26 protein-coding genes are annotated in these 24,482 nt (G+C 63.6%); 13 read left to right on the top strand and 13 right to left on the bottom strand.

What is annotated here, in order from left to right:
* Positions 1-9 precede the first annotated feature (9 nt).
* Positions 10-291: a cupin domain-containing protein gene (locus tag LB513_RS12970; protein WP_224663899.1), complete on the top strand. Its 282-nt coding sequence runs from the start codon at positions 10-12 to the stop codon at positions 289-291.
* 73 nt (positions 292-364) lie between these two features.
* On the opposite strand, the gene LB513_RS12965 is transcribed toward LB513_RS12970, so the two are convergent.
* The 7 genes from LB513_RS12965 to LB513_RS12935 all read right to left on the bottom strand — a co-directional run bounded on the left by LB513_RS12965 (position 365) and on the right by LB513_RS12935 (position 9,362).
* Complete coding sequence (locus LB513_RS12965) at positions 365-3,451, bottom strand: non-ribosomal peptide synthetase (RefSeq protein WP_224663898.1); 3,087 nt, start codon at positions 3,449-3,451, stop codon at positions 365-367.
* Complete coding sequence (locus tag LB513_RS12960) at positions 3,448-4,011, bottom strand: YdcF family protein (RefSeq protein ID WP_224663897.1); 564 nt, start codon at positions 4,009-4,011, stop codon at positions 3,448-3,450. Before LB513_RS12960 ends, LB513_RS12965 begins: the two co-directional genes overlap by 4 nt.
* Positions 4,012-4,182: 171 nt before the next feature.
* The gene (locus tag LB513_RS12955; RefSeq protein WP_224663896.1) at positions 4,183-5,508 is read right to left on the bottom strand and encodes a bifunctional folylpolyglutamate synthase/dihydrofolate synthase; all 1,326 of its coding nucleotides are present in this window, start codon (positions 5,506-5,508) and stop codon (positions 4,183-4,185) included.
* 75 nt (positions 5,509-5,583) lie between these two features.
* A complete protein-coding gene (accD, locus tag LB513_RS12950) occupies positions 5,584-6,510 on the bottom strand; it encodes an acetyl-CoA carboxylase, carboxyltransferase subunit beta (protein ID WP_224663895.1) in 927 nt (308 codons plus the stop codon).
* Between the two features lie 96 nt (positions 6,511-6,606).
* A complete protein-coding gene (trpA, locus tag LB513_RS12945) occupies positions 6,607-7,446 on the bottom strand; it encodes a tryptophan synthase subunit alpha (RefSeq protein WP_224663894.1) in 840 nt (279 codons plus the stop codon).
* Between the two features lies 1 nt (position 7,447).
* Positions 7,448-8,668, bottom strand: coding sequence for a tryptophan synthase subunit beta (trpB, locus tag LB513_RS12940; RefSeq protein WP_224663893.1), 1,221 nt, complete (start codon positions 8,666-8,668; stop codon positions 7,448-7,450).
* Positions 8,669-8,702: 34 nt separating this feature from the next.
* The gene (locus tag LB513_RS12935) at positions 8,703-9,362 is read right to left on the bottom strand and encodes a phosphoribosylanthranilate isomerase (protein WP_224663892.1); all 660 of its coding nucleotides are present in this window, start codon (positions 9,360-9,362) and stop codon (positions 8,703-8,705) included.
* Positions 9,363-9,472: 110 nt separating this feature from the next.
* Here LB513_RS12935 and LB513_RS12930 point away from each other — a divergent pair, with 110 nt between their 5' ends.
* Positions 9,473-9,691, top strand: a complete 219-nt coding sequence (locus LB513_RS12930; RefSeq protein WP_224663891.1) for a hypothetical protein — start codon at positions 9,473-9,475, stop codon at positions 9,689-9,691.
* Between the two features lie 33 nt (positions 9,692-9,724).
* On the opposite strand, the gene LB513_RS12925 is transcribed toward LB513_RS12930, so the two are convergent.
* The 4 genes from LB513_RS12925 to LB513_RS12910 all read right to left on the bottom strand — a co-directional run bounded on the left by LB513_RS12925 (position 9,725) and on the right by LB513_RS12910 (position 13,071).
* Positions 9,725-10,483, bottom strand: a complete 759-nt coding sequence (locus tag LB513_RS12925; protein WP_224663890.1) for a M48 family metallopeptidase — start codon at positions 10,481-10,483, stop codon at positions 9,725-9,727.
* Positions 10,484-10,581: 98 nt separating this feature from the next.
* Positions 10,582-11,043 carry a DUF2852 domain-containing protein gene (locus LB513_RS12920; RefSeq protein WP_224663889.1) on the bottom strand — a complete coding sequence of 154 codons (462 nt, stop codon included), beginning with the start codon at positions 11,041-11,043 and terminating at the stop codon, positions 10,582-10,584.
* Positions 11,044-11,158: 115 nt separating this feature from the next.
* Entirely contained in the window at positions 11,159-12,301 is a 1,143-nt protein-coding gene (locus tag LB513_RS12915) for a benzoate/H(+) symporter BenE family transporter (protein ID WP_224663888.1), read from the bottom strand.
* On the bottom strand, positions 12,301-13,071 hold the full coding sequence (locus tag LB513_RS12910; RefSeq protein ID WP_224663887.1) for an alpha/beta hydrolase: 771 nt from the start codon (positions 13,069-13,071) through the stop codon (positions 12,301-12,303). The genes LB513_RS12915 and LB513_RS12910 overlap by 1 nt, the downstream gene beginning before the upstream one ends.
* Positions 13,072-13,292: 221 nt before the next feature.
* Here LB513_RS12910 and infC point away from each other — a divergent pair, with 221 nt between their 5' ends.
* Complete coding sequence (gene infC, locus LB513_RS12905; RefSeq protein ID WP_013528312.1) at positions 13,293-13,829, top strand: translation initiation factor IF-3; 537 nt, start codon at positions 13,293-13,295, stop codon at positions 13,827-13,829.
* Between the two features lie 53 nt (positions 13,830-13,882).
* On the opposite strand, the gene LB513_RS12900 is transcribed toward infC, so the two are convergent.
* The gene (locus tag LB513_RS12900; RefSeq protein ID WP_224663886.1) at positions 13,883-14,059 is read right to left on the bottom strand and encodes a hypothetical protein; all 177 of its coding nucleotides are present in this window, start codon (positions 14,057-14,059) and stop codon (positions 13,883-13,885) included.
* Here LB513_RS12900 and LB513_RS12895 point away from each other — a divergent pair.
* The 6 genes from LB513_RS12895 (at position 14,052) to pheT (ending at position 19,748) form a co-directional block, all read left to right on the top strand.
* Positions 14,052-14,702 carry a methyltransferase family protein gene (locus LB513_RS12895; protein WP_224663885.1) on the top strand — a complete coding sequence of 217 codons (651 nt, stop codon included), beginning with the start codon at positions 14,052-14,054 and terminating at the stop codon, positions 14,700-14,702. The two genes, LB513_RS12900 and LB513_RS12895, sit on opposite strands and share 8 nt — an antisense overlap.
* Before the next feature lie 225 nt (positions 14,703-14,927).
* The gene (rpmI, locus tag LB513_RS12890; protein WP_006201248.1) at positions 14,928-15,131 is read left to right on the top strand and encodes a 50S ribosomal protein L35; all 204 of its coding nucleotides are present in this window, start codon (positions 14,928-14,930) and stop codon (positions 15,129-15,131) included.
* Between the two features lie 39 nt (positions 15,132-15,170).
* Positions 15,171-15,572 (top strand): 50S ribosomal protein L20, encoded by a 402-nt coding sequence (gene rplT / locus LB513_RS12885; RefSeq protein ID WP_224663884.1) that lies wholly within the window; start codon positions 15,171-15,173, stop codon positions 15,570-15,572.
* Between the two features lie 254 nt (positions 15,573-15,826).
* Positions 15,827-16,924, top strand: coding sequence for a phenylalanine--tRNA ligase subunit alpha (gene pheS, locus LB513_RS12880; protein ID WP_411962701.1), 1,098 nt, complete (start codon positions 15,827-15,829; stop codon positions 16,922-16,924).
* Positions 16,921-17,343 (top strand): GFA family protein, encoded by a 423-nt coding sequence (locus LB513_RS12875; RefSeq protein ID WP_224663883.1) that lies wholly within the window; start codon positions 16,921-16,923, stop codon positions 17,341-17,343. Before pheS ends, LB513_RS12875 begins: the two co-directional genes overlap by 4 nt.
* Positions 17,340-19,748: a phenylalanine--tRNA ligase subunit beta gene (gene pheT, locus LB513_RS12870; RefSeq protein WP_224663882.1), complete on the top strand. Its 2,409-nt coding sequence runs from the start codon at positions 17,340-17,342 to the stop codon at positions 19,746-19,748. Before LB513_RS12875 ends, pheT begins: the two co-directional genes overlap by 4 nt.
* A gap of 69 nt (positions 19,749-19,817) precedes the next feature.
* On the opposite strand, the gene LB513_RS12865 is transcribed toward pheT, so the two are convergent.
* Positions 19,818-20,813, bottom strand: coding sequence for an aldo/keto reductase (locus LB513_RS12865; protein ID WP_224663881.1), 996 nt, complete (start codon positions 20,811-20,813; stop codon positions 19,818-19,820).
* A gap of 96 nt (positions 20,814-20,909) precedes the next feature.
* Here LB513_RS12865 and LB513_RS12860 point away from each other — a divergent pair, with 96 nt between their 5' ends.
* From LB513_RS12860 to LB513_RS12845, 4 genes are all read left to right on the top strand, one after another.
* Positions 20,910-21,800 (top strand): LysR family transcriptional regulator, encoded by an 891-nt coding sequence (locus tag LB513_RS12860; protein ID WP_224663880.1) that lies wholly within the window; start codon positions 20,910-20,912, stop codon positions 21,798-21,800.
* A gap of 156 nt (positions 21,801-21,956) precedes the next feature.
* Positions 21,957-22,523, top strand: coding sequence for a cytochrome b (locus LB513_RS12855; protein ID WP_224663967.1), 567 nt, complete (start codon positions 21,957-21,959; stop codon positions 22,521-22,523).
* An 80-nt stretch (positions 22,524-22,603) separates the two neighbouring features.
* Positions 22,604-23,179 carry a YceI family protein gene (locus LB513_RS12850; RefSeq protein WP_224663879.1) on the top strand — a complete coding sequence of 192 codons (576 nt, stop codon included), beginning with the start codon at positions 22,604-22,606 and terminating at the stop codon, positions 23,177-23,179.
* A 285-nt stretch (positions 23,180-23,464) separates the two neighbouring features.
* Positions 23,465-24,454, top strand: a complete 990-nt coding sequence (locus LB513_RS12845; RefSeq protein ID WP_224663878.1) for a Gfo/Idh/MocA family protein — start codon at positions 23,465-23,467, stop codon at positions 24,452-24,454.
* The last annotated feature ends 28 nt before the right edge of the window (positions 24,455-24,482 follow it).

Below are 24,482 nucleotides of genomic sequence, written 5' to 3'. Positions count from 1 at the left end.
GAACGACATATGACCGGATCCGCCAAGGCCACCGTCTTCATCGACAATGATCGCGTCATCGTCACCGAATACCGCTTCGAGCCGGGGGACAACACCGGCTGGCACCGCCACGGCCACGACTATGTCGTCGTGCCGCTGATGGACGGCAAGGTGAAGCTTTTGACCAAGGATGGTGAAACCTTCGCCGAAATGAAGAAGGGGGCACCGTATTTCCGCAAGGAGGGCGTCGAGCACGATGTCATCAACGCCAACGAAGGCGAGTATGCCTTTATCGAGATCGAGCTGAAATAGACCGCAGGGCGGCCGGCAGGCCCATGGCGGATCGCGACCGCGCGCTTCTGCTGGCCCGATCGTCCGGTCGAACTCATTGTCTACGTCGTTTCGCCCCTCTGGTCAGCGCAGGAACAGCGTCAACGAGGCGCACCACGGCCGCAAGCAGCGAAGAGCGCCCGGCGGTGAGGCGCGCCATGCCGTGGCCGGCGGCGTCGCGAACCTTTACCGGCACGTGCAAAGGCGAGCCGGCCCCAGTACCGAACCACCGAACGCCCTCTTCGACAAGGTCGACTTCGAGCAGATAGTCACCGGCTCGCGGCGGAGCGGTGACGTCGAGCGTCATGTATGCCCGGCCGCCCGGCTGTATCTCGCGCTCGAGGGCGGTCCTGCCATCCGACCATATCGACATCTCGCCGGTGCCGGCCAGCCAATGGTTTGCCAGCATCAGGCCGCTGCAGGCAAAGGGGGCCCAGGCGACAGGGCTGGTGTTCTTAACCTTGACGGGCACACGCAGAATTTCGCCGGGCTGAAGCTCGAGCGACTTGAAGACCGTGGAGAGACGGCACTCATACAGTTCAGGAGGACTCGGACGCGCGACGGGTTCTGGCTGGCGTCGCGACGAGGCCCAGTCGGCGGCAGCCTGCAGAGCCTGTGCGATATGCTCCATGGCCGCACCGAACATCACCTGCGAATAGCGGGCGTCAATCATCTCGATGCGCAAGCCGGAGGGCGCCAACTTGCGAAGGCCCGCTTCCGGATGGCGGAAATATCTGTAGGGATTGAACTTGCTGTTCAAGGCCGGAAACAACGCCACCGGCGCCGGCACCGGCACCGTGCCGCAGATGTCGGCAAAACGGCAGTCGGCGGCGGCCAGCAGGCGCACGTCGCACTTCCTTGCTACCAGCCGGCGGGAGATGGCGACGCCGATCGTCACACCCTGGCAGTTGCCGCCGATGATCACGGGGCCGCCCTCGGCGATCTGCGCGATCTCGTCGACATAGCGGTCGATCAGGGCGTCGGCCAGGGGCGTGCCATACTCCAGCAACAGGGCTCCGGAGCGCATCACATAAGCGGGGAAGCGGCCGTTCATCGCCGTTTCGAAGTGCCGGGCTTCTTCGGAGGTTTGCACGCACCAGAAGACCGGAACGCCGTGATGTCGATTGCCCACGCGGCGCACGAAGCCATCCGTAAGCGCGGGCTCTCCCGGCCATCTTTCGGTCAGCTGGCGTAGCCTCTCGGCCAACCAATCCGGCAGGCCGGGCTCTGGCGGCGGCGCCACGGGCTCTGTCCTGTTGCCCGACAGATACGTTGCCAGTTCCGCAATGCTTAGCCTGCCCGGGAAACGCTCGAACTGCACTTCTATGCCAAACTCCTCCTCAAGCAGGAAGGACATTCGTATCGCCAGCAGGGAATCGCCCCCGATCGCGAAGAAATCGGTATCGCGGCCGATCTCCCCGTCGACGCGCAGAAGATCTCCCCAGATCCTGGCTATCCTCGATGCGACGTCCGTCCTCCCCGCGGCTGTTGCCTGATCGGCGGTTCGCGCCGCCAGATGGCTCACCCGGCGGGCGATTTCGGGATCTGCGAGCAGGGCCGGAAGGGCCAGCCGCCGGACCTTGCCGAGCGATGTTCGCGGTATTTCGTCGGGAGAAATGAGCGCGACCAAACGCGGCACGAAACGGAATGACCTGGCCATCGCCTCCCGGACGACATCGGCCACCGCCACGGACGATGTCGCATCGGCCGGCTCGGCCACCACGAAGACGGCGCACGGCGCGCCCAGCGCGGCTTCATCCGTTTCAGACGCGCCGCCCAGGGGGGCGACATAGACTTCGTCACGGCCGGTCTCGTTCCTGAGGACCGTCTCGACCTCATGGCAGGAATACTTCCTGGCATTGACGATCAGCGTCTCCTTTTCCCGCCCGACGACCGTCAGCCTGCCGTCGCGCAACAAACCCAAATCGCCGGTCCGCAACCAGCGGTCGGGAGTGAACAGTTCAGCGCTGGCCTCAGGGTCGCCGACATATCCGTCGGTCATCGTCGGGCCACGCACCTCGATCCGCCCGACCGCTCCCTCCAGGAGAAGGCCGTTATCGCCGACGATCCTTACCGCGTGGCCGGCGGTCGGCCGGTCGAGTTCCGGCGGCTCGTCGGGGCGCTGCGAAGCGTCCCCGGCGAAGGGTGTCCGCCCACCGACAACGGGGCCGCATTCAGAAAGCCCGTAACCGAGGATCAGCGCATCATCGCGCAAGCCGAACTTCGCCAAGCTGGCCAGGAAGCGCTGGCAGGTCCGGCTAGAAATGGCCTCGGCGCCGATTCCGATCTTGCGGACCTTGTCGAGGCGCCAGCGCCGCTCCGGAGCCTCCGCCACCGCGCGCAGGACCAGCGACAGGCCGAAATTGGTCATGGTCGCATGCGTGGCTCCCGACATTTCAAGCGCATCCAGCCACGACGCTGGGTTGGCAACGAAGCGGCCGGCATCGAGGTGGATCTTCCGAGGCAGGTTGGGCATGGCGTGCCCGATGCCCATGACATGATCGAACGCGGCCCATGACAGGAAGCCTTCCGCGTGGGCCGCGTCGGGCAGTTGCGGCCACCAGCGGGCCAGCGATGCGCGATGCGACAGGCCGACCAATCTGGGCCGTCCGGTGGTCCCCGAAGTCGGGATCGCGAAGCTCATATCGTGCGGCAGTGTCGCGACCACTGCGTTGTCAGGATTTGCAGCGGCGGCAACATCGGCGAACCGCATGAACGGCACGTCCGGACGCCCCGTCGGCACGAAATCGTCGCCAATGATGTGGAGGGCGGACACCGCACGCTGCAAGCTTGCCAAGACCTCCCCATCGATTGCCTTACCGGCGCGGGCGGCATGGGTCATCGGCACCGCGACATAGCCGCCGATCGCCGCGGCCCACAGGGCCGGCACGATCCGCGTGGCATCGGCCATGCAGATCAGCAGGGCATCTCCAGTCTGCATCCCGCGGTTTCGGCAGCCGCTGACCAGCCGATGGGCAAGCGCGAGCGTGTCCCGGTACGAAACCGCTGCCTGTTGACCTTGCGAGCCAAAGTAAAGGAAGCCGCCGTCCGGGAACCTGGCCACGCCTCCGGCAATGGCTTCCGCCATGCTGGCGAAAGGCGGGTCCGTTGCAGTATCGCCGACAGACAGCGCCGGTCTCATCGGATTTGCCTGGCAATCTCGGGAAGCGACAGACTGTAGTATCGCTCGATCTTCGCGATCTCGGATTCAACGTCCCGGCGCCCCTGCTCTACGTCGAACCAGTTTTCGGACGAATAGTGGATGCTCGGGTAGCACGCCCAATGCAAAGCGACGTCGGCTGGAAGTCTTCGACGAGCGGCGAGGTAGGCCCGGCGCATGTGATAATGGATCGTCAGCAGCATGACCGAGCCGATGGCGCCCCGGCCGAACCGGCTCTGCAGCATGTCCCAAGCGAACGCGACATTCTGTTCGGTGTTGACGGCCCTGTCCTCGACCAAGATCGCGTCGGCGGGCACGCCTCTTTGCCGGGCCAGCCTCGCCATCTCATGGGCTTCGACGGCTCGCAGCTTCTCATTGTATCCGCCGGTCAGCAAAAGCGCGCGCACCATCCGGGCCTCGAACAGCTCGACCGCGCGCGCCAGGGGTCGCGCCGGATTGCTCATGCCAAACACGATCGCGACATCGGCGTTGGCCTGACTGTCGCTCGGGAAGAAGCACTGCGTGATCAGCTTCGTGTCCATCCCGGTCCCTGCGCAACCGCCTGCCATCGACGTTGCCTGCTGGATAAGGCTCTCCTGCGATTGACTCCGGGTCAATGGCGTTGACGTGACCACTAGATGTTCCTGTGCGGAGGGACAAGAGCGACCGCTTGTGCGCCGCGATGGCCGCGGACAGGCCGGCGGAGGCTTCCCTCAGGTCGGCGGCGTTCCGTTCTCCGCCAGCACCGCGCCGGCGAGGTACAGCGATCCGCCGATCAGGATGCGCGGCGGTGGGCCGTCCCAGGTGTCGCGCAGCAGCATCAGCGCATTGGCGACGGAACTGACCGGCTCGGCCGAAAGGCCGGCCTCAACGGCGCGGATCGCCAGTTCGTCATTGGGCACGCCGGCATCGCTCATGCTGACTGGCACGGTGTAGACATGCCGGGCGAGGCCCTTGAAGGCGCGGAAATAGCCGCTCTGGTCCTTGGTATTGATCATGCCGGAGATCAGCAACAGCGGACGCGGGTTCTTCTCTTCCTGCTCGGCCAGCGCCTCCGCAACGACCACCCCGGCACCCGGATTGTGACCGCCGTCGAGCCAGATATCGGCGCCCTTCGGCGCCAGCTCGGCCAGCTTTCCCTGCGCGAGCTTCTGCATCCGGCCAGGCCAGGCGACATGAGTCATCGCTTTTTCGGCCGCACGGTGGCTGATCTCGAAGCCGGCGGCCTTGACCGCGGCGATCGCGGCCGCCGCATTGGCGAACTGGTGGCGCCCGGGCAGCCTCGGCGGCGGAAGGTCCATCAACCCGTCCTCGTCCTGATAGACCATGCGGCCATTTTCCTCGAAGGCGAGAAAATCCTGGCCGTAGACGAGCGTGGGACAGCCGAGCCGCTCGGCGGTCTCGATCAGCACCTGCAGCGCCGTCTCGCTTTCCTGGGCGCCGATGACTACCGGATGGCCGCGCTTGATGATGCCGGCCTTCTCGGCGGCGATCAGTTCGACACGGTCGCCGAGATAGGCCTCGTGGTCGAGCGACACCGGCATGATGACAGATACGGCAGGCGCCTTGATGACATTGGTGGCGTCGAAACGGCCGCCGAGACCCACCTCGATGATGGCGGCATCGGCGGGATGTTCGGAAAACAGCAGGAAGGTGACGGCGGTGAGGATCTCGAAGACGGTTATTGTCTCGCCTTCATTGGCTTTTGCGACACGGGCGATGGCGTCGGCGAAGACCTTGTCGTCGACCAGCCTGCCGCCGCCATCGGCGGCCAGGCGGTAGCGCTCGTGCCAGTTCACCAGATGCGGCGAGGTGTGGACATGCACGCGGTAGTCCGCCGCCTCGAGCAGCGCACGCGAAAAGGCCGCGCAGGAGCCCTTTCCGTTGGTGCCGGCTATGTGGATGACAGGCGGCAGGCTGTCCTGAGGATTGCCCAACCGCTCCAGCAGCCGCGAAATGCGATCAAGCGAAAGGTCGAAGCCTTTCGGATGCAGCGCCATCAGGGCTTCGATTTCGCGGTCGGCAGCGAGCGTGGTCATGCAAGGGTCCTAGCGCAATATGGGCCATGACGCACGGGCATCCGCCGCAACGTCACGGGCGCCGATGCCTCCGCGTCAGGCCTGCGGCCTGGCTTCCGCCGAAATCACTGCAGGCGGCAGGATTTCAGGCTCCAGCGGCTTATGCTCTTCCGGCAGCTTGAGCAGTATTTTCAGCAGCTTCGCGATGGTTTGACGCAATTCCAGCCTGGAAACGACCATGTCGACCATGCCGTGCTCCATCAGATATTCGGCGCGCTGGAAACCATCGGGCAGCTTCTCCCGGATGGTCTGTTCGATGACGCGCGGCCCGGCAAAGCCGATCAGCGCGCCGGGCTCGGCGATGTGCACGTCGCCCAGCATGGCATAAGAAGCGGTGACGCCGCCCGTGGTCGGATTGGTCAGCACCACGATGTAGGGCAGGCCGGCTTCCTTCAGCCGGTCGACTCCGACCGTGGTGCGCGGCAATTGCATGAGGGACAGGATGCCTTCCTGCATGCGGGCACCGCCCGACGCGGCAAACAGGATCAGCGGCCGCTTGCGCTGCAGCGCTACCTCGAAACCATGGACGATTGCGTCGCCGGCGGCCATGCCGAGCGAGCCGCCCATGAAGGCGAAATCCTGTACCGTGACTACCACCGGCAGGCCCTCGACAGTGCCCAGCGCATTGATGATGGCGTCTTCCAGCCCGGTCTTGGCCTTGGCATCCTTCAGCCGGTCGACATAGCGTTTCTCGTCACGGAACTTCAGCGGATCCTGCATTACCTTGGGGTTTTCCAAAGTCTCGTATCTGCCGTCGTCGAAGAAGAACTTCAGCCTTTCCTTGGCCGAGATCTTCATGTGATGGCCAGACGACGGGATGACGAACTGGTTGGATTCGAGATCCTTGTGGAACACCATCTCGCCGGTCTCGGGATCCTTGATCCAGAGGTTCTCTGGCATGTCCGCCCGCCGTCCGAGCATCGAATTGATCCTCGGACGAACGTAATTGGTGATCCAGTTCATCGCTTCGGCTCCTGTCCTGACGAAGGGTTGGCGCCTGCCCGCCAAGAATGGCTCCGGTCTTGTGGCAATTGCGCTCGAAATCCTGATCTAGGAGAACTATTCGGCGGCAGCAAGGCGAGCGGTTCGAACCCCTTGCGCAAGACCGCTGACCAAAGCGGTGACGACTTCCACCGGATCGCCGGTTTTTTCCCCGTTCGCCCCAAGCACATTCGCCACCGCAGCGACGATGGCGGTGCCGACGACAACTCCGTCGGCGTTGGCCCCGATCACCCGCGCCTGCTCGGCGGTCTTGACGCCGAACCCGACACAAATCGGCAATTCGGTATGGCCCTTGATCCGCTTGACCGCCGCCGCCACCTTGCTCATGTCGGCCAATGCCGCACCGGTAATGCCTGTCATCGAAACGTAGTAGACGAAACCCGAAGTATTCTGCAGCACCTTGGGCAGGCGCTTGTCGTCCGTGGTCGGCGTTGCCAGCCGGATGAAGTTGATCCCTGCCTTGAGGGCGGGGATGCAGAGTTCCTCGTCCATTTCGGGAGGTAGGTCGACGACGATCAGCCCGTCGATGCCGCTAGCGATCGCGTCGCCGAGAAAACGATCAACACCGTATTTGTAGATCGGATTGTAATAGCCCATCAGCACGATCGGCGTCTTATCGTCGCCGGCCCGGAACTCGGACGCCATCTTCAGCGTCTTGACCAGCGTCTGGCCGCCCTTCAGCGAACGCAGGCCGGCGGCCTGGATCGCTGGGCCGTCTGCCATCGGATCCGAGAACGGCATGCCCATTTCAATGATGTCGGCGCCTGCTCCCGGAAGCGCCTTCATGATCGACAGCGAGGTCTCATAGTCGGGATCGCCACTCATGAAGTAGGTTACAAGCGCCGGACGGCCTTCGGCCTTCAGTTCCGCCATGCGGCGGTCGATACGGGTCGTCATCTTAAAGCTCCATCCCCAGGATCTTGCCCACCGTGAAGATGTCCTTGTCGCCCCGGCCGCACAGGTTCATGACGATGATCTGGTCCTTGCCCATCTTCGGAGCCCGCTTGATCACCTCGGCCAGCGCATGCGCCGGCTCCAATGCGGGGATGATGCCCTCCAGCCGGGTCAGCAGCTGGAACGCCTCGAGAGCCTCGGAGTCCATGATCGGCACATATTGCACACGGTCGATCTCCTTCAGCCATGAATGCTCTGGTCCGATGCCGGGATAGTCGAGCCCGGCGGAGATGGAGTGGCCTTCCATGATCTGGCCATCGGAGGTTTGCAGCAGATAGGTCCGGTTGCCATGCAGCACGCCAGGCGAACCGGCGGTCAGCGAAGCGCAATGCTCCTCGCCCTCAAGTCCCTTGCCACCCGCCTCGACGCCGACGATCTTCACGTCCTTGTCGTCCAGGAACGGATGGAACAGGCCGATGGCGTTCGATCCGCCGCCAACGGCGGCGACCAGCAGATCGGGCAATCGTCCTTCCGCTTCCAGCATCTGTTCCTTGGTTTCGCGGCCGATCACGGACTGCAGGTCGCGCACGATTTCTGGATAGGGATGCGGGCCTGCCGCGGTTCCGATCATGTAATAGGTGTCGTCGACATTGGTCACCCAGTCGCGCAACGCCTCGTTCATGGCGTCCTTCAGCGTGCCGTGGCCGGACGTGACCGGCACCACTTCGGCGCCGAGCAGCTTCATGCGGAAGACGTTCGGCGCCTGGCGCTGCACGTCGGTGGCGCCCATGTAGACCACGCAGGGCAGGCCGAAACGCGCCGCGACCGTTGCCGATGCCACGCCATGCTGTCCCGCGCCGGTCTCGGCGATGATGCGCGTCTTGCCCATGCGCTTGGCCAGTAGGATCTGGCCCAGGCAATTGTTGATCTTGTGGGAACCCGTGTGGTTGAGCTCGTCGCGCTTGAAATAGATCTTTGCTCCGCCGAGGTGTTCGGTCAGGCGTTCGGCGAAATACAATGGGCTGGGCCGGCCCGTATAGTGCTTGTTAAGATGCTCCACCTCTGCCTTGAACGACGGATCGTTCTTGGCGAATGTCCAGTGCTTCTCCAGGTCGAGGATAAGCGGCATCAGCGTCTCGGCGACGAATCGTCCGCCGAAAATGCCGAACATGCCCTGTTCGTCAGGGCCAGTACGGAAGGAATTGGGTGTCGCCGGCTTGTTCATCGCCGATCTCCTGCGTCTTGGGGGTGGAATACGCTCAGGCGGCGCGGTCGTCGCGTGCTGCCCGGACGGCCCGGAAAAATTGTTCGATCAACGACGGGTCCTTGACGCCCGGCGCGCTTTCCACACCCGAGGAAATGTCGATGGCGGGCGGGTTAGCAAGCCGAAGGGCATCGCCGACATTGGCGGCGTTGAGCCCACCGGAAAGCATGTAATCGACATCGGCGTCAAGGCCGGCAAGGATGCGCCAGTCGAAGGCCACGCCGTTGCCTCCCGGCAAGGCGGAGCCCTTTGGCGGCTTGGCATCGAACAGGAAACGGTCGGCAACGCCGATGAATGGCTTGATCCGTTCGAGATCAACGGCATCGCTGAGTGGCAGCGCCTTGATCACCGGCAGGCCATAGCGGGCCTTCAGCTCCGTCACCCGCTCGGGTGTTTCCGAGCCGTGCAGCTGCAACATGTCGGGCTGCATGGCAGTAACGATCTCATCCAGGAAGGCGTCGCTTGCGTCGACCGTGACCGCGACCGCCAACGCCTTGCCGCGCACCGCCTCGCGCAGCCGGCCTGCTTCGGCAGGCTCGACATAGCGGGGGCTCTTGGGGAAGAAAATAAAGCCGACATGGCTGGCTCCGCCGGCGAGGGCCGCCGCGAGCGCCGCCTCGGTCTTCAAGCCGCAGATCTTGATGTCGAGCGCCATGGCGCGGGGATTGGCATGAAACGCGGCGAAAGTCGAGAAAAAGCACGCCGTTGCCAGCGTGGCAAATAGCGCTACCTTTGGTTCGACTTGATGACAGGCGGGAGAGACTCATGGCGGACGCAACCATTGCCGAATTGAAGCAGAAGATCGCACAGGCGCGCGAGGTCATCGCCCATCTGATGGACCAGGCCGCCTTCAACGGCGCCGAGGCGCACCGCGCGCTCGACTATTTCACTGGCGACGCCTTCGACGCCGACTTCCTGCCCTGGCCGCACCATGAAGACGAGGGCTTGCGGCCGGAGGAGTTGAATGCGGCGAATGACGGTTGAGCGGTTCTGACGGCGCTTACTTACTTGCGGCATCTACTCGAACGCAATCGACTGCAAGGCGCCGCCATTGCGCTTGAGCCAGGCCTTGCAGCGCTCGGTGTCCGGGCAAAGCTCTTCGCACAATTTCCAGAATTTCGGGCCGTGGTTCATCTCCTTGAGATGCGCCACCTCATGCGCGACGAGATAATTGATCACCGGGGAGGGCGCCATCATGATGCGCCAGGAAAACGACAGATTGCCCTCGGACGTGCAGGAGCCCCACCGGCTTGACGTGTCCTTGAAGCGGATGGCCTTGGCGCGCTTGCCCAAAGCCTGCGTATGCTTGGCCACCAACGCCTCTATCTCTGATTTCGCCTCGCGCTTGAGGAAATCGGCGATGCGCCGCGGCAAATGAATGCGATCGCCATGCGCGATCAAGAGCGGACCGTGCTCATCGTTCGAGACGGTCACCGTGCCACGCTTCGAAGGCTCATGGACGATGCGATGCGGCACGCCGCGAAGCGGGATCTTGATGCCGGGCCGCACCTGCGGCCGGTTCGGCACCTTGGCCAGCCGCTGCTCCAGCCATCCCTGATGGCGGTCGAGGAACTTCTCCACCTCGCCCCGGCGCAGGCCGGGGGGCACGGTGATGCGCAGGCCGCGGCCACCGGAATCGATGCGCAACGTCAGTCGCCTGGCGCGATCGTTCTCGACGATCTTGAGCGGCAAGGAACGGCCGGCAACCACGTGCTCGCGCTCTTCGACAGGCGCGGGCTTGGGCTTTGTCGGGGTGCGGAAGAAGCCGAAGGACATTGGCGCAGCATTACGCGATTCGAGGAAACGAGTAGAACAAAAAAGAAACGGCGCCGCTTTCGCGACGCCGTCATTTGCGCGGTGACCGCTTGCCGTGCTCAGTCGTCCAGCAGGCCCGAGCCCTTTGTGGGCTTGGTGTCGGTCGTCGTCGGCGCCGACGATTTGTTGCGGTTGGCCATGAAGCGGTCGAACTCGTCCTGATCCTTGGCGCGGCGCAATTCGCGGGCGTACTCGTCGAACTGGGTCAGCATCTCGTCGAGCTTGCGGCGCTCCTCGTTGAGGCGCTCCAGCTCTTTTTCCCGCCAGTCGTCGAAAGCGACATTGCCGGTGCGGGCAGAACCATTGCCCCAGCGTGCGGCCTTGTCGGAACCGCGGCGGCAGCCGGCGAAGATGCCGTCGGTCGCACGGTTGACGTCACGCTTGAAACCTTCAAGCCGATCGCCCCAGATGATGTAGGCGAGCATGGCGAAGCCGAGCGGCCAGAACACCATGAAGCCAATCACCATCAACGCGATGGTTGCCGGCGTCCAGGCCGGACGGATCAATGCGGATGTGTTCATTTCTCCCATTCCTTCGGTTGGAGACAGCCAGATCGGCTGCGTGGAATCGAAATGGGATAGCAAAAACGGCGATTCAAGACAGTGTCCGCCAAAACCGGACAAGACTATGAAAAGATTATCGCTTTTTGAAACTGTCGAGGAAAAGAACGACCAGTCCTCCGACCAGGCCCCAGAAGGCAGCGCCGACGCCGAACAATGTCAGTCCCGAAGCCGTGACGACGAAGGTGACGGTGGCGGCCATCCGCTCCCCCTCCTCCTTCAGCGCGATCGACAGCGCGTTGGCCAGCGAAGCCATCAGCGCCAGGCCGGCGACCAGCACGATCAGGCTCACCGGCAGAACGGCGAAGATCGCCACCAACGAGGCGCCGAAAATCGCGAAGACGAGATAGGCAAGCGCGTAGAACGGCCCCGTCTTCCAGCGCTCCGCGGGGTCCGGATGGACGTCCGGCCCTGTGCAGATCGCCGCCGAGATCGCCGCCAGGTTGGTGGTCGAGCCCGCAAACGGCGCCGATAGCAGCGAGAACAGGCCGGTGACGCCGATCAGTGGACCGGGCTCCGGATCGTAGCCGGCGGCGCGCAGAACGGCGAGGCCGGAAAGGTTTTGCGACGCCATGGTGACGAGATAGAGCGGCAGCGCAAGGCCGATGATTGCCCTGGCGCTGAATTCAGGCGCAACAAACGTCAGCGTCGACAGCTCCGGGGTCGGCAGGCCGCCGACCCGGCCAGTCAGGAAGGCGGCGAGGCCGCCGCCGATCAGCACCGCCAGGACCGAGAGCGCCGGGTTGAACAGGCGAATGACGAAAAAGGCCGCGATCAGCGGCAGGATCAACCATGGATCGACCGGGATGGTCTTGACCGCGTTGAGGGCGAAGGTGACCACGATGCCGGCCAGCATTCCCGAAGCGACGGAGGGCGGTATCCTGGAGATCAGCTGCGTCAAGGGGCGGAACAGGCCCGTGGCGATTAACAAGATGGCGGTGACGATGAAGGCCGCGACAGCGTCATGGATCGAAAAGCCGGTCGATGCCGCGATCAGCGCCAGGCCCGGCGTCGACCACGCCGTGATGACGGGCATCTTCGTGCGGCAGGACAGCCAAAGGCTCTCGATCGCCATCGCCAGGCAGATCGCCGTCACCCAGCTCGCCGTCTCGACCTGCGTCGCGCCCACCGCCGTGGCGGCGGCGATGACGACGGCCAGCGTCCCGCCGAAACCGACGATAGCCGCCACGAAGGCGGAAATCGGAATGGACAGGCGCATCAGCTTCCCCTCTGCACCATGGCGGCGACGCCCCGCACCAGCATGTCGAGATCCTGCGGTCGCGACAGGCGATGGTCGCCATCGGGAATGAGCGACAGCGTTACGTCGTCGGCGGGCAGCAGGCTGACCAGCTTCAGCGCATGGCTTGCCGGCACGTCGGCGTCGGCCAGTCCCTGTAGAATGTGCACCGGGCAATGCGTGTCGATCGGGCCCGTCATCACCCTATTGTCGCGCCCATCCTCGATAAGCGCCCTTGTGTAGATATAGGGCGCGGCGGAATAGTCGGATGGCTCCTCGAAGAAGCCCTTTTCGGCAAGGTCGCGCTTGCGCGCCTCGGTCAGGCCCGGTTCGACGAGTTCGCTGGTGAAGTCGGGGGCGGGCGCCAGCAGCACCAGGCCGACGACGCTGAAGTCGCCAGTTTTGCGCAGCTCCTGCACCATGCGCAAGGCGATCCAGGCCCCCATCGAGGAGCCGACGAGGATTTGTTCGCCGCTTGTGAAATGTCGGTACACGGCAAGACTTTGCGACAGCCATTTCGAAATCGTGCCGTCGGCAAAGGCGCCGCCGGATTCGCCATGGCCGGAATAGTCATGGCGCAGGAAGGCGTGGCCTTCCTGCGTCGCCCAGTCCGACAGCGTCTGGGCCTTGGTGCCCAGCATGTCCGATTTGTAGCCGCCCAGCCAGACGACACCCGGCGCGGCGCCGGCCGCGTGGCGTACCGCGATTCTCGAGCCGTCGACATCCAGGAAGACAGGGGGCGTGTCGGTCATCGCATTTTTCCTAACGCCTCTCCGTGGCGCAGCGGTCTTTTGGCACAGCCGACGCCGAAGCGGAAAGTGCTCGCCACGCTTCTTTGTTTGGTGCAGGCCCGCGACCAGGGTGATTTTCTGTCAATGCTGTGCTATTGACTCCGCCCGCGCGCTCACCACATTGGCGCGTCCACGCATCGATACCAAAAACCCTGAACGAAACGGCCAAGGAGACCACGACCATTCGCAGACCTTTCAAAGCAGCGGCGCCAACCAAGGATGGGCCGCGCTCAAACCGTGATATCCGGGTTCCCCGGGTCCAGCTTATCGACGCCGAAGGCCAGAACCGCGGCGATGTTTCCATCAACGACGCGTTGCTGCTCGCCGAAGAGGCTGGGCTCGATCTCGTCGAGATATCGCCCAATGCGGTGCCCCCCGTCGTCAAGATCCTCGATCTCGGCAAGCTGAAATACGCCAACCAGAAGAAGGCCGCCGAGGCGCGCAAGAACCAGAAGGTCATCGAGATCAAGGAGATCAAGATGCGCCCGAACATCGACAGCCATGACTACGAGACTAAGATGAAGGCGGTGCGCCGTTTCTTCGAGGAAGGCGACAAGGTCAAGCTGACTCTGCGTTTCCGTGGCCGCGAGATGGCCCATATGGAACTCGGCATGCAGCTTCTGAACAAGGTGCGGGAGGAAGTGGCGACCATTGCCAAGGTCGAGGCGGAACCGAAGCTCGAAGGCCGCCAGATGATGATGGTGCTGTCACCGCGCTAAAGTCGATCGTTTCAGGACGCATCGGCCTGACATCCGTTTCGTCGCTGTGTTGCCTAAAGAGGCATGATGCCATGCATGCCTTTGAACACGATGACGTCAGGCTTGGTCATCGCGCTAAAATCCGCCTGAATCATGTCCCAGGGCGTCCCGGCGATCAGCGGGACGTCTGCTTCTTGGCCAGATGCCGCGATCGCCGGCAAAGTTCTTCGATCGGATTCCTCCATGGTCAATGAAGTCAAGGTTTCCGGCGTCAAGGCCGTCAAGCATGGCCTGGGCAACTATCAGGAGATGCGCCGGCTGGTTCTTGCCGTACTTGTGGTGGTGCTGTTTCTGGCGCTGCTGTTCGGCCAATCGACCTTCCCGCCGAATACGCCGGTGCATGAATCGATCGAGATGTTCGGCGTGCTGCTGATTTTCCTGGGCATTGTCGGGCGGCTCTGGTCGACCCTCTACATAGGTGGACGCAAATCGTCGGAAGTGGTGACGGGCGGGCCGTACTCGATCACCCGCAATCCGCTCTATGTCTTCTCGACGCTGGCCGCGGCTGGCGTGGGCGCCCAGATCGGCTCCTTCTCGGGCATCATCCTGTTTGCGCTGCTTTGCGCGGGCGCCTTCCACATCGTCATTCTGCGCGAGGAGAAATTCCTCAAGGAGGCGCTCGGTGCGCCCTACCAGGCCTATCTGGACAAGGTGCCGCGCTTTTTCCCGAACCTGTCGCTTTACCAGGAAGGCGACACAGGCAGCTTCAGGCCGCGCCTGCTGCTCACCACACTGCTCGACGGGCTGGTATTCCTCATCGCGCTGCCGGTGTTCGAACTGATCGACGGTGCCCAGCAGTCCGGCATGCTGCCGATCTGGTTTACGCTGCCCTGATCGGACAGTTCGTCGCGTCCCACCTCGCGGCGAATGTGCGGCGAGGCGGGTGTTGCGCGCGGGCCGTCTTTGACGTATAGGACCGCCGTTCAAGAAAACCGCCCGGCAGGGCATGCCGTGGCGGTTTCATTTGCTTTTCGGGCTTTGGTCGGCCTGAAGCGAACAAGACAAGAGGCGTGGAGTGCCGGAGGCACGACAGGGACCTCATAGAAACGGAGTAGCAAAATGCCCAAGATGAAGACCAAATCGGCCGCCAAGAAGCGGTTCAAGATCACAGGTACGGGTAAAGTCCTGTCGGCTGCGGCCGGCAAGCGTCACGGCATGATCAAGCGTTCCAACAAGTTCATTCGAAATGCCCGCGGCACGATGGTTCTGGCTGAACCGGATGGCAAGAAGGTCATCAAGAATTTTCTGCCGAACGGCCTCTGAGCCTTCGGTTTCAGGAACAGCGTTTAAGGAGATCATGACATGGCACGCGTAAAGAGAGGCGTCACCTCGCACGCCAAGCACAAGAAGGTCCTGAAAGCCGCCAAGGGCTTCTACGGCCGCCGCAAGAACACCATCCGCATCGCCAAGCAGGCGGTGGAAAAGTCGATGCAGTACGCGTATCGCGACCGCAAGAACCGCAAGCGCTCGTTCCGCGCTCTGTGGATCCAGCGCATCAACGCCGCGACGCACGAGCATGGCCTGACCTATGGCCGCTTCATCGACGGCCTCAACAAGTCGGGTATCGAAATCGATCGCAAGATCCTTTCCGACATGGCCATCCACGAGCCGCAGGCTTTCGCAGCCCTGGTCGCCAAGGCCAAGCTTGCGCTCGAATATCTGAAGAACACCACGCCGAACGCTTTTGAAAGCGCTGTCGCCTAAAGCATGATGCCAAAAAGTTGCTGACTTTTTGGACGACATCATGCTTCAGGGGAATTAGCGAGGAGCGCGATCTTCCCGAAAAGTCTGCAACTTTTCGGGATCGAGCTCCGAGCCCAGCGCTTCCCAAGCATTCGCAATTCTGATTTGGGGAACCCGCGCTGGCACGGCTGGCGCGGGTTTTTCTTATGCCCGATGTAACCGAATTGGTGACACGCCCGGGGATGGCGCGTTGCCCGACCGAGAGAGTTTTCGCCGTGAACGCCAACGCTGGAAATCTTGAAGCCCTGGAAGCTTCCCTGCTCGCAGATATCGCCTCGGCCGCCGACGAGGCGTCGATCGAAGCCGTGCGCCTCGCCGCCCTTGGCAAGAAGGGATCGATCTCCGAAGTGCTGAAGACGCTGGGCGCGATGAGCGCCGAGGAGCGTCAGGTCAAGGGGCCGGCGATCAACGGCCTCAAGAACCGTATCACCGAGGCTCTGGCGGCTCGCAAGGCAGAACTGAAGGACGTGGCAATCACCGCGCGCCTCGCCGCCGAGAAAGTCGATGTGACCTTGCCGGTGCGCCAGTCTCCGGCAGAGCGTGGCCGCATCCATCCGATCAGCCAGGTCATCGACGAGATCGCGGCGATCTTCGGCGACCTCGGCTTCGCCATCGCCGAGGGGCCGGATATCGAAAGCGACCACTACAATTTCACCGCGCTGAATTTCCCCGAGGGACATCCGGCGCGCGAGATGCACGACACTTTCTTCTTCCAGCCGGACGACAAGGGCGAGCGCAAGCTTCTGCGCACCCACACCTCGCCGGTGCAGATCCGCACCATGGAGAAGCAGAAGCCGCCGATCCGCATCGTCATTCCGGGCAAGACCTATCGCCAGGATTCCGACGCCACCCACTCGCCGATGTTCCATCAGGTCGAGGGGCTGGTGATCGACAAATCCGCAAATGTCGCCAATATGAAGTGGGTGCTGGAGGAGTTCTGCAAGGCTTTCTTCGAAGTGCCGTCAGTGAAGATGCGCTTCCGGCCGTCCTTCTTCCCGTTCACCGAGCCCAGCCTCGAGGTCGATATCCAGTGCGACCGCTCGCGGCCGGGCGAGGTGCGCTTCGGCGAGGGCTCCGACTGGATGGAGATCCTCGGGTGCGGCATGGTGCATCCCAATGTGCTGCGCCATGGCGGGCTTGACCCGGACGAATATCAGGGCTTTGCCTGGGGCATGGGCATCGACCGCATCGCCATGCTCAAATACGGCATGCCGGACCTACGCGCCTTCTTCGACGCCGACGTCCGCTGGCTGTCGCATTACGGCTTCCGTCCGCTCGACATGCCCACTTTGTTCGGCGGCCTCAGCCCATGACGGCGCCACATGCCGGTGGTTGCCGCTGCGGCGCCGTGCGGTTCGAGGCTTCAGATGAACCGCAGCAGGTCAGCTATTGCCATTGTGGCGATTGCCGGCGGGCGACGGGCGCGCCGGTCTCGGCCTTTGTCGGCTTCGCGGTGGAACGGGTGGCGTTTACCGGCAAGGCGCTAAAGATGTTCGAGAACGGGCCGGTTACGCGCTCCTTCTGCGGCATCTGCGGCTCGCCTATCGCCTATGTCGATGAGCGGCTGGAGGATGACATTTATTTCATGCTCGGCGCCATGGACGCACCGACCGATTTCGAGCCGACGCTGCATGCCTATGTCAGCGAGCAACTGCCTTACCTGCATATGTCGGACGACCTGCCGAGACTTCTGAAAACAAGCGTCAAAAGACTAGACGGAACACAGTCATGAAATTCACCCTCTCCTGGCTCAAGGATCATCTCGAGACCGACGCGCCGCTCAGCGAGATCGTCGAGCGGCTGACGTCGATCGGCCTCGAAGTCGAGCATGTCGACGACAAGTCCAGCCTGAAGCCCTTCGTCATCGCCAAGGTGCTGACGGCGGTGCAGCACCCCGATGCCGACCGGCTGCGGGTGCTGACCGTCGATACCGGCAACGGCAAGCCCCCCGTGCAGGTCGTCTGCGGCGCGCCCAATGCCCGCGCAGGCCTCATCGGCGCTTTCGCCGCGCCCGGCGCCTACGTGCCCGGCATTGACGTGACGCTGACGGTCGGCAAGATAAGGGGCGTCGAAAGCCACGGCATGATGTGCTCCGAGCGGGAACTGCAGCTGTCCGACGAGCATAATGGCATCATCGACCTCCCCGAGGATGCGCCGGTCGGCACCAGTTTCGCCGCCTATGCGCATCTCGACGATCCTCTGATCGAGATCAATCTGACGCCCAATCGCCCGGACGCCACCAGCGTCTACGGCATTGCCCGGGATCTGGCGGCGAGCGGCCTTGGCACGCTCAAGAGCGATCCCATCGAAGCGATAGCTGGCAAGGGCGAGACGCCGGTCAAGGTGACCATCGAGGCGCCGGAGCTTTGCCTCGGTTTCGCGTTGAGGCTGGTGCGCGGCGTCAAGAACGGTCCGTCGCCAAAATGGCTGCAGCAGCGGTTGATCGCGATCGGCCTCCGGCCGATCAGCGCGCTAGTCGACATCACCAACTACGTGACCTTCGATCGCGGCCGACCGCTGCATGTGTTCGACGCAAGGAAGGTTGCCGGCAATCTCGTCGTGCGTCATGCGCGCGACGGCGAGAAGGTCCTGGCGCTCGATGGCCGCGAATACACGCTGACCCCGGACATGTGCGTCATAGCAGACGACAACGGCGTCGAATCGATCGCCGGAATCATGGGCGGCGAGCATTCGGGCTGCGACGAGCACACATCGGATGTGCTGATCGAATCGGCCCTCTGGGACCCGATCACCACCGCCCGCACCGGCCGGACGCTCAGCATCATCACCGATGCCCGCTACCGCTTCGAGCGCGGCGTCGATCCCGAATTCATGGTCCCCGGCATCGAACTGGCGACCAAGCTGGTGCTCGATCTCTGCGGCGGTACGCCGGCGCAAACCGAGGTTGTCGGCTATGCCGGCCACACCCCCAAAATGGTGCGCTTCCCGCTGGCGGAAGTGAAGCGGCTGACCGGGATCGAGGTGCCGGGGGCGACCAGCCTCGATATCCTCTCTCGCCTTGGTTTCAAGCCGGAAGGCTCCGGCGATGTCGTCAATGTCGCCGTGCCGTCCTGGCGCCCGGATGTCGACGGCAAGGCCGATCTGGTCGAGGAGGTCATGCGCATCCATGGGGTCGACAACATCGTCTCCCAGCCACTCGGTGCACACGACGCCGTCAACGGCAGGATCCTGACCACGCTGCAGATCCGCACCCGCACGGCCAAGCGCGCGCTTGGCGTGCGCGGCATGATGGAGGCCGTCACCTGGTCGTTCATCCCGGCTAAACATGCGGAACTGTTCGGCGGCGGCCAGACCGCGCTCAAGCTCGCCAACCCGATCGCCGCCGACATGTCCGACATGCGGCCTTCGCTGCTGCCAGGGCTGATCGCCGCTGCCCAGCGCAACGCCGACAGGGGCATTGGCGACGTCGCGCTGTTCGAAGTGTCGGGCACCTATGAGGGCGACGGCGCGGACCAGCAGCGTCGCGTCGCCGCCGGCGTGCGTCGCGGCACCGCCAAGCTCGAAGGCTCCGGCCGCAACTGGGCCGGCAATTCGGGCCCGGTTGGCGTGTTCGACGCCAAGGCCGATGCCATAGCGGCGCTCGAGGCCTGCGGCGCGCCGGTCGATCGCCTGCAGATCGAGCCCCGCGGTCCGGCTTGGTATCATCCCGGCCGTTCGGGCACGATCAAGCTCGGCCCGAAGACCGTGCTCGGCACATTCGGCGAATTCCATCCGAAGACGCTGGAGGGGCTGGATGCCTCCGGGCCGCTCTGCGGGTTCGAAGTGTTCGTCGATGCCGTGCCCGAGCCGAAGGCCAAGCCGACGAAGACAAAGCCGAAGCTGGAACTGTCCGCCTTCCAGGGGGTGAAGCGCGATTTCGCCTTCGTCGTCGACAAGTCGGTCGAGGCGGGCACGCTGGTGCGCGCCGCCCTGGCCGCCGACAAGAAGCTGATATCGGGAGTTTCGGTCTTCGATATCTTCGAAGGCGCATCACTCGGCGAGGGCAAGAAGTCGATCGCCATAGAAGTGTCGATCCAGCCGCTCGAGCGGACGCTGACAGACGAGGATTTCGAGGCCCTGGCCAGGCGTGTCGTCGAGAATGTCGGCAAGCAGACCGGCGGTGTCCTGCGCGGGTAGGCCTTCATGCAGCTCACGTCGGAAGAACAAGGGGTCGTGCCAAGCTGCTCGGCCCCTTGCTCCATCCCGTCAGCCATTCACCAGCGCCAACGCCTCGTCCGTGTAGCGCTTGCCCATCACCTTGTCCGGCGACAGCGCGTCGCCGATCGCCGCCACCTCGGCCGCGCTCAGTTCGATCGCGGCCGCCGCCGTGTTCTGCTCCAGATGGCGGATCTTTCGCGCGCCGGGGATCGGCACGATGAAATCGCCCTGATGCAGCACCCACGCCAGTGCCAGCTGTGCCGGGGTCACGCCTTTTTCAGCCGCCATCTTCTCCAGCGTGGCGATGATAGCGGCATTGGCAGCCATGGCATCGGCCTGGAAGCGGGGCAGCGTGCGGCGCCAATCGTCGTCGCTCAGAGCCTCGGCTTTGGCGATCGTGCCGGTCAACAGGCCACGGCCAAGCGGACTATACGGAACGAAGCCGATGCCGAGTTCGCGGCAGACGGCGAACACCTCGTCTTCGGGGTCGCGGCTCCACAGCGAGTATTCGCTTTGCACGGCGGCGATCGGGTGCACGGCATGCGCCCGACGGATGGTCGCCGCACTTGCCTCCGAAAGGCCGAGCGCCCGCACTTTTCCCTCACGCACGAGTTCGGCCATGGCGCCGACCGTGTCCTCGATCGGTACGCCGGGGTCGACGCGGTGCTGGTAGTAGAGGTCGATCACATCGATGCCGAGCCTCTTCAACGAGGCTTCCGCCACCGCTTTGACGTGTTCCGGACGGCTGTCCACGCCGGCCATGCGCTCGACGCCTGTGCCTTCCTCCAAAATCCTGAAGCCGAACTTGGTAGCTATGGTGACATTGTTGCGCACCGACTTCAGCGCTTTGCCGAGCAGGATTTCGTTCTCGTAAGGGCCATAGACCTCAGCCGTATCGAAGAAATTGACGCCGATCTCGACGGCGCGGTGGAGCGTCCGGATTGCCTCGGCTTCCGCTTGACCGCCATAGGCGAAGCTCATGCCCATGCAGCCGAGGCCGACGGGATAGACATTCAATTCGTTTCCTAACTTGCGGGTTTGCATGACGCGTCTCCTTGTTGCGATGCGCCAGAAATAGCGCCTTGCACCGTGTTCGATAATCGGCTCTCATCTGCGCAGGCTGTAGCAAAATATAGATCAATGAATCGCGCGCATCTTTCCCAACTGGCCGTACTGGCAACAGTGGCCCAATGCGGTAGCTTTCGCGGCGCCGCGAGGGAATTAGCCATCGCGCCTTCGGCGGTCAGCCATGCAGTGTCCAGCCTGGAAGCCCGGCTCGGTGTTCGCCTGCTCTCGCGCAGCACGCGCAGTGTCGCGCCCACCGAAGAAGGCGCGCGATTGCTGGAGCGATTGCGGCCCGCGCTGTCGGAGATCGATCTGGCGCTGGAGACGGCGGTCGAGGCGCGCGACCGGCCGGCCGGGAACCTGCGGCTCAGCGTCCCCCGCACGGCGGCGCATCTTGTGCTGACGCCACGGCTGGGCGCCTTTGCGACGGCCTATCCCGACATCGTGCTGGAAATCGTCGTCGAGGATCGCTTCACAGATGTGGTCGAAGGGGGATACGATGCCGGCGTGAGGCTGGGCGAGAGTCTGCAGCGAGACATGATCGCGGTGCGGATAGGGCCGAATCTCCGTGGCGCGGTGGTCGGCGCGCCGGCCTATTTCGAAGCCAATCCCAAGCCGCGCCACCCGCGCGACCTGGCCGGCCACCGTTGCATCCGCTTTCGCTTCTCCAGTGGCATCCTCTATCGCTGGGAATTCGAGAAAGATGGCGAGGCGATCGAGATGGCGGTGGAGGGGCCACTGATCCTCGACGAGGACCATCTGGTCGCCCAGGCGGCGGTCGATGGCGCCGGGCTCGCCTTCGTCTTCGAACCCTATGTCCGCGCGCCGCTGGCCAACGGCAGGCTGATCCGCGTGCTGGAGGACTGGTGCCCGCCCTTCGACGGCTTCTTCGTCTACTACCCCAGTCGCCGCCAGATGCGGCCGGCGCTCAGGGCCTTTGTCGATTTCTTCAAGGTCAGCGGCTAGCCGGCGGCAGTGAAAGAGCAGTCTCTCACTTTGAGTGTACGCCTTGCCAAGGTGGGGCTGCCTCTCACCTGGCTGCCGGCATCCTCTCACCGTAAATAGTGCGAGGGACGCTGTCATCGTCAGGAAGAAAGCATGGTCCAGACCCGTTTGCCATTTATGCAATCGGCCATCACCAACACTGCGACCCGCTACGGCTGGGCAACCATCCTTCTCCACTGGCTGATCGCGCTGATCTTCCTGGGTCAGCTCGGGCTTGGCTTCGTCATGGTGCGGCTTACGAGCCAGCGAACGGCGTTCGAACTGATCCAACTCCACAAGTCCCTGGGCTTTCTGCTGCTTGGCCTGATCATCCTCCGGATCGCCTGGCGTCTCGGCAATTCAACGCCGCCCTTGCCGCTCTCGGTTGGCCAGTGCGAGCGTCGCACCGCGCCGCTCGCCCACCTGGCGCTCTATGCGTTTCAGCTTGCCCTGCCTTTGTCGGGCTGGGCGCTGGTGTCGGTGTCGACGCTGGAGATCCCAAGCCTGCCGTTCAACCTGTTCATCATGCCGAACCTGCCGCTCGCCGAATCGGATGCCGCCGAAAGTTTCTGGGCGGCCGCGCATTGGTATCTCGCCTATGCCGGCATGGCGCTGGTCACGGTCCATATCGCGGCGGCCTTGCGCCATCACTTCCAGCTCGGGGATGCCGTGCTGAAGCGCATGATCACGCCATCGTCAGAATAGACGTGGAATAGAGCGCCGGGTTCGGTCGTTCATGGACCCGAGGGCGCAGTAAAGGGCGCCGCCTCCAGAAGGAATATCCCATGTATGCGCGCATCCTCGGATTTGCGGCGGTCGCCGCTTGCCTAGCCATGCCTGTCTCAGCGGCCGTCGCGCTTGGCGACGCCGCCGGCACCTATTCGATCAGCCCCGCTACATCCAGCATCCGCTTCTCCATAGGCAAGGTCGGCGGCGGCGGGCTCAATGGTTCCTTTGCTCGCTTCAAGGGCTCGATCCGCATCGATAATGGCGATGTCGGCCGCTCAGAGGTTAACTTCACCATCTTTCCCGAAAGCGTCGGCACCGGCCAGGGCCGTATCGATGCATTCCTGCGCTCCGACGCCGTGTTCGATGCGGCCAACAGCCCCGAAATCCGGTTCCGTTCCACCAGCGTGACGCGCACCAGCGACACCACAGCACTCGTTGCCGGCCGGCTGACGGCGCGCGGCAAGACGTATCCGGAAAAGTTCACGGCCGAGCTTGGCGGCCTCAAGGGCGGCACCATTAAATTTCATGTCACGGGCAAGGTGCTGAGGTCGCGCTATGGCATGGATGTCGGCACGCCGATCTATTCCAACATCGTCGATTTCGACATGATGCTGACGGGAAAAAGGGGATAGCGCGGCCTGGTTCCTCTCCCCCGCAACGCGGGGGAGAGGTGGCTCGGGCGAAGCCCGAGACGGAGAGGGGGCGCCTTCGTGGTGGCAGCACCCCTCGATCAGACATACGTCCAAGGGTGCTCGAAGCGGCAGGTTGGGCACTTCACGAAGGCGCCCCCTCTCCGTCCCGGCTTCGCCGGGCTACCTCTCCCCACTTCGTGGGGCGAGGAAACCCACACCCCGCATTGGCTTTTCCGCAGATTTCAGGCAAGTCTCCTCACCTATAACCGACAGGGAGAGAGTGCGATGTTCCGATGGGGTGTGTTGTCGACGGCCAAGATCGGTCGCGAGCAGCTTTTGCCGGCGATCGTGGAGTCGGAGAACGGCGTGCTGGCGGCGATCGCCAGCCGCGACCTGTCGAAGGCGAAGGCGCTGGGCGAGCGCTTCGGCGCCCGCCACGCCTTCGGTTCCTATGAGGAGTTGCTGGCCTCGCCGGAGATCGACGGCGTCTACATCCCGCTGCCGACCTCGCAGCACGTCGAATGGACGGCGAAGGCCATCGAAGCGGGCAAGCATGTTCTGGTCGAAAAGCCGTTGGCGCTCGACGCCAGGGAGATCCCGCCACTGATCAAGCTGCGCGATCAGAAGAAAGTTCTGGTCTGCGAGGCCTTCATGGTCATCTACCATCCGCAATGGATCAAGGTGCGCGACCTCATTGCTGCCGGCGCCATCGGCAGGCTGCGCCATGTCCAAGGCGCGTTCTCCTATTACAATGTCGACCCAAACAACATGCGCAACCAGCTCGACCTCGGCGGCGGCGCGCTGCCGGACATCGGCGTCTACCCGACCGTGTCGACGCGCTTTTCGACCGGCAAGGAGCCGCTGCGCGTTCAGGCGAAGATCGAGCGCGACAAGAAATTCGGCACCGACATCTATTCTTCGATCCGCGCCGATTTCGGTGATTTCGAACTGTCCTTCTACCTGTCCACGCAGATGGCGGCGCGCCAAGTCATGGTGTTCCACGGCGAGACGGGTTTCATCGAACTGTTCTCGCCCTTCAATGCCGGGCTGTACGACCATCATAGGGTCGAACTGCACAACCAGAATCACAGCGAAGCGCAGGTATTTCGCTTCCCCGGCACGCAGCAGTACCGGCTCGAGGTCGAGACCTTCGCGCGAGCGGCACAGGGCAGCAAGGAGCGTGTCTTCACCCTGGAGGAGTCCATCCTCAACCAGAAGGTCATCGACGCAATCTTCCGCGCCGGCGACAAGGACGGCAGCTGGGAGACCGTCTGACCTCCGTCGGGAATTGGCGGCTGATCCC

Origin of the sequence: Mesorhizobium sp. ES1-1 (assembly GCF_020164785.1) — a bacterium.
In the GTDB taxonomy this organism is placed as follows: domain Bacteria; phylum Pseudomonadota; class Alphaproteobacteria; order Rhizobiales; family Rhizobiaceae; genus Mesorhizobium.
This window is presented reverse-complemented; position numbering and strand designations above follow the sequence as displayed.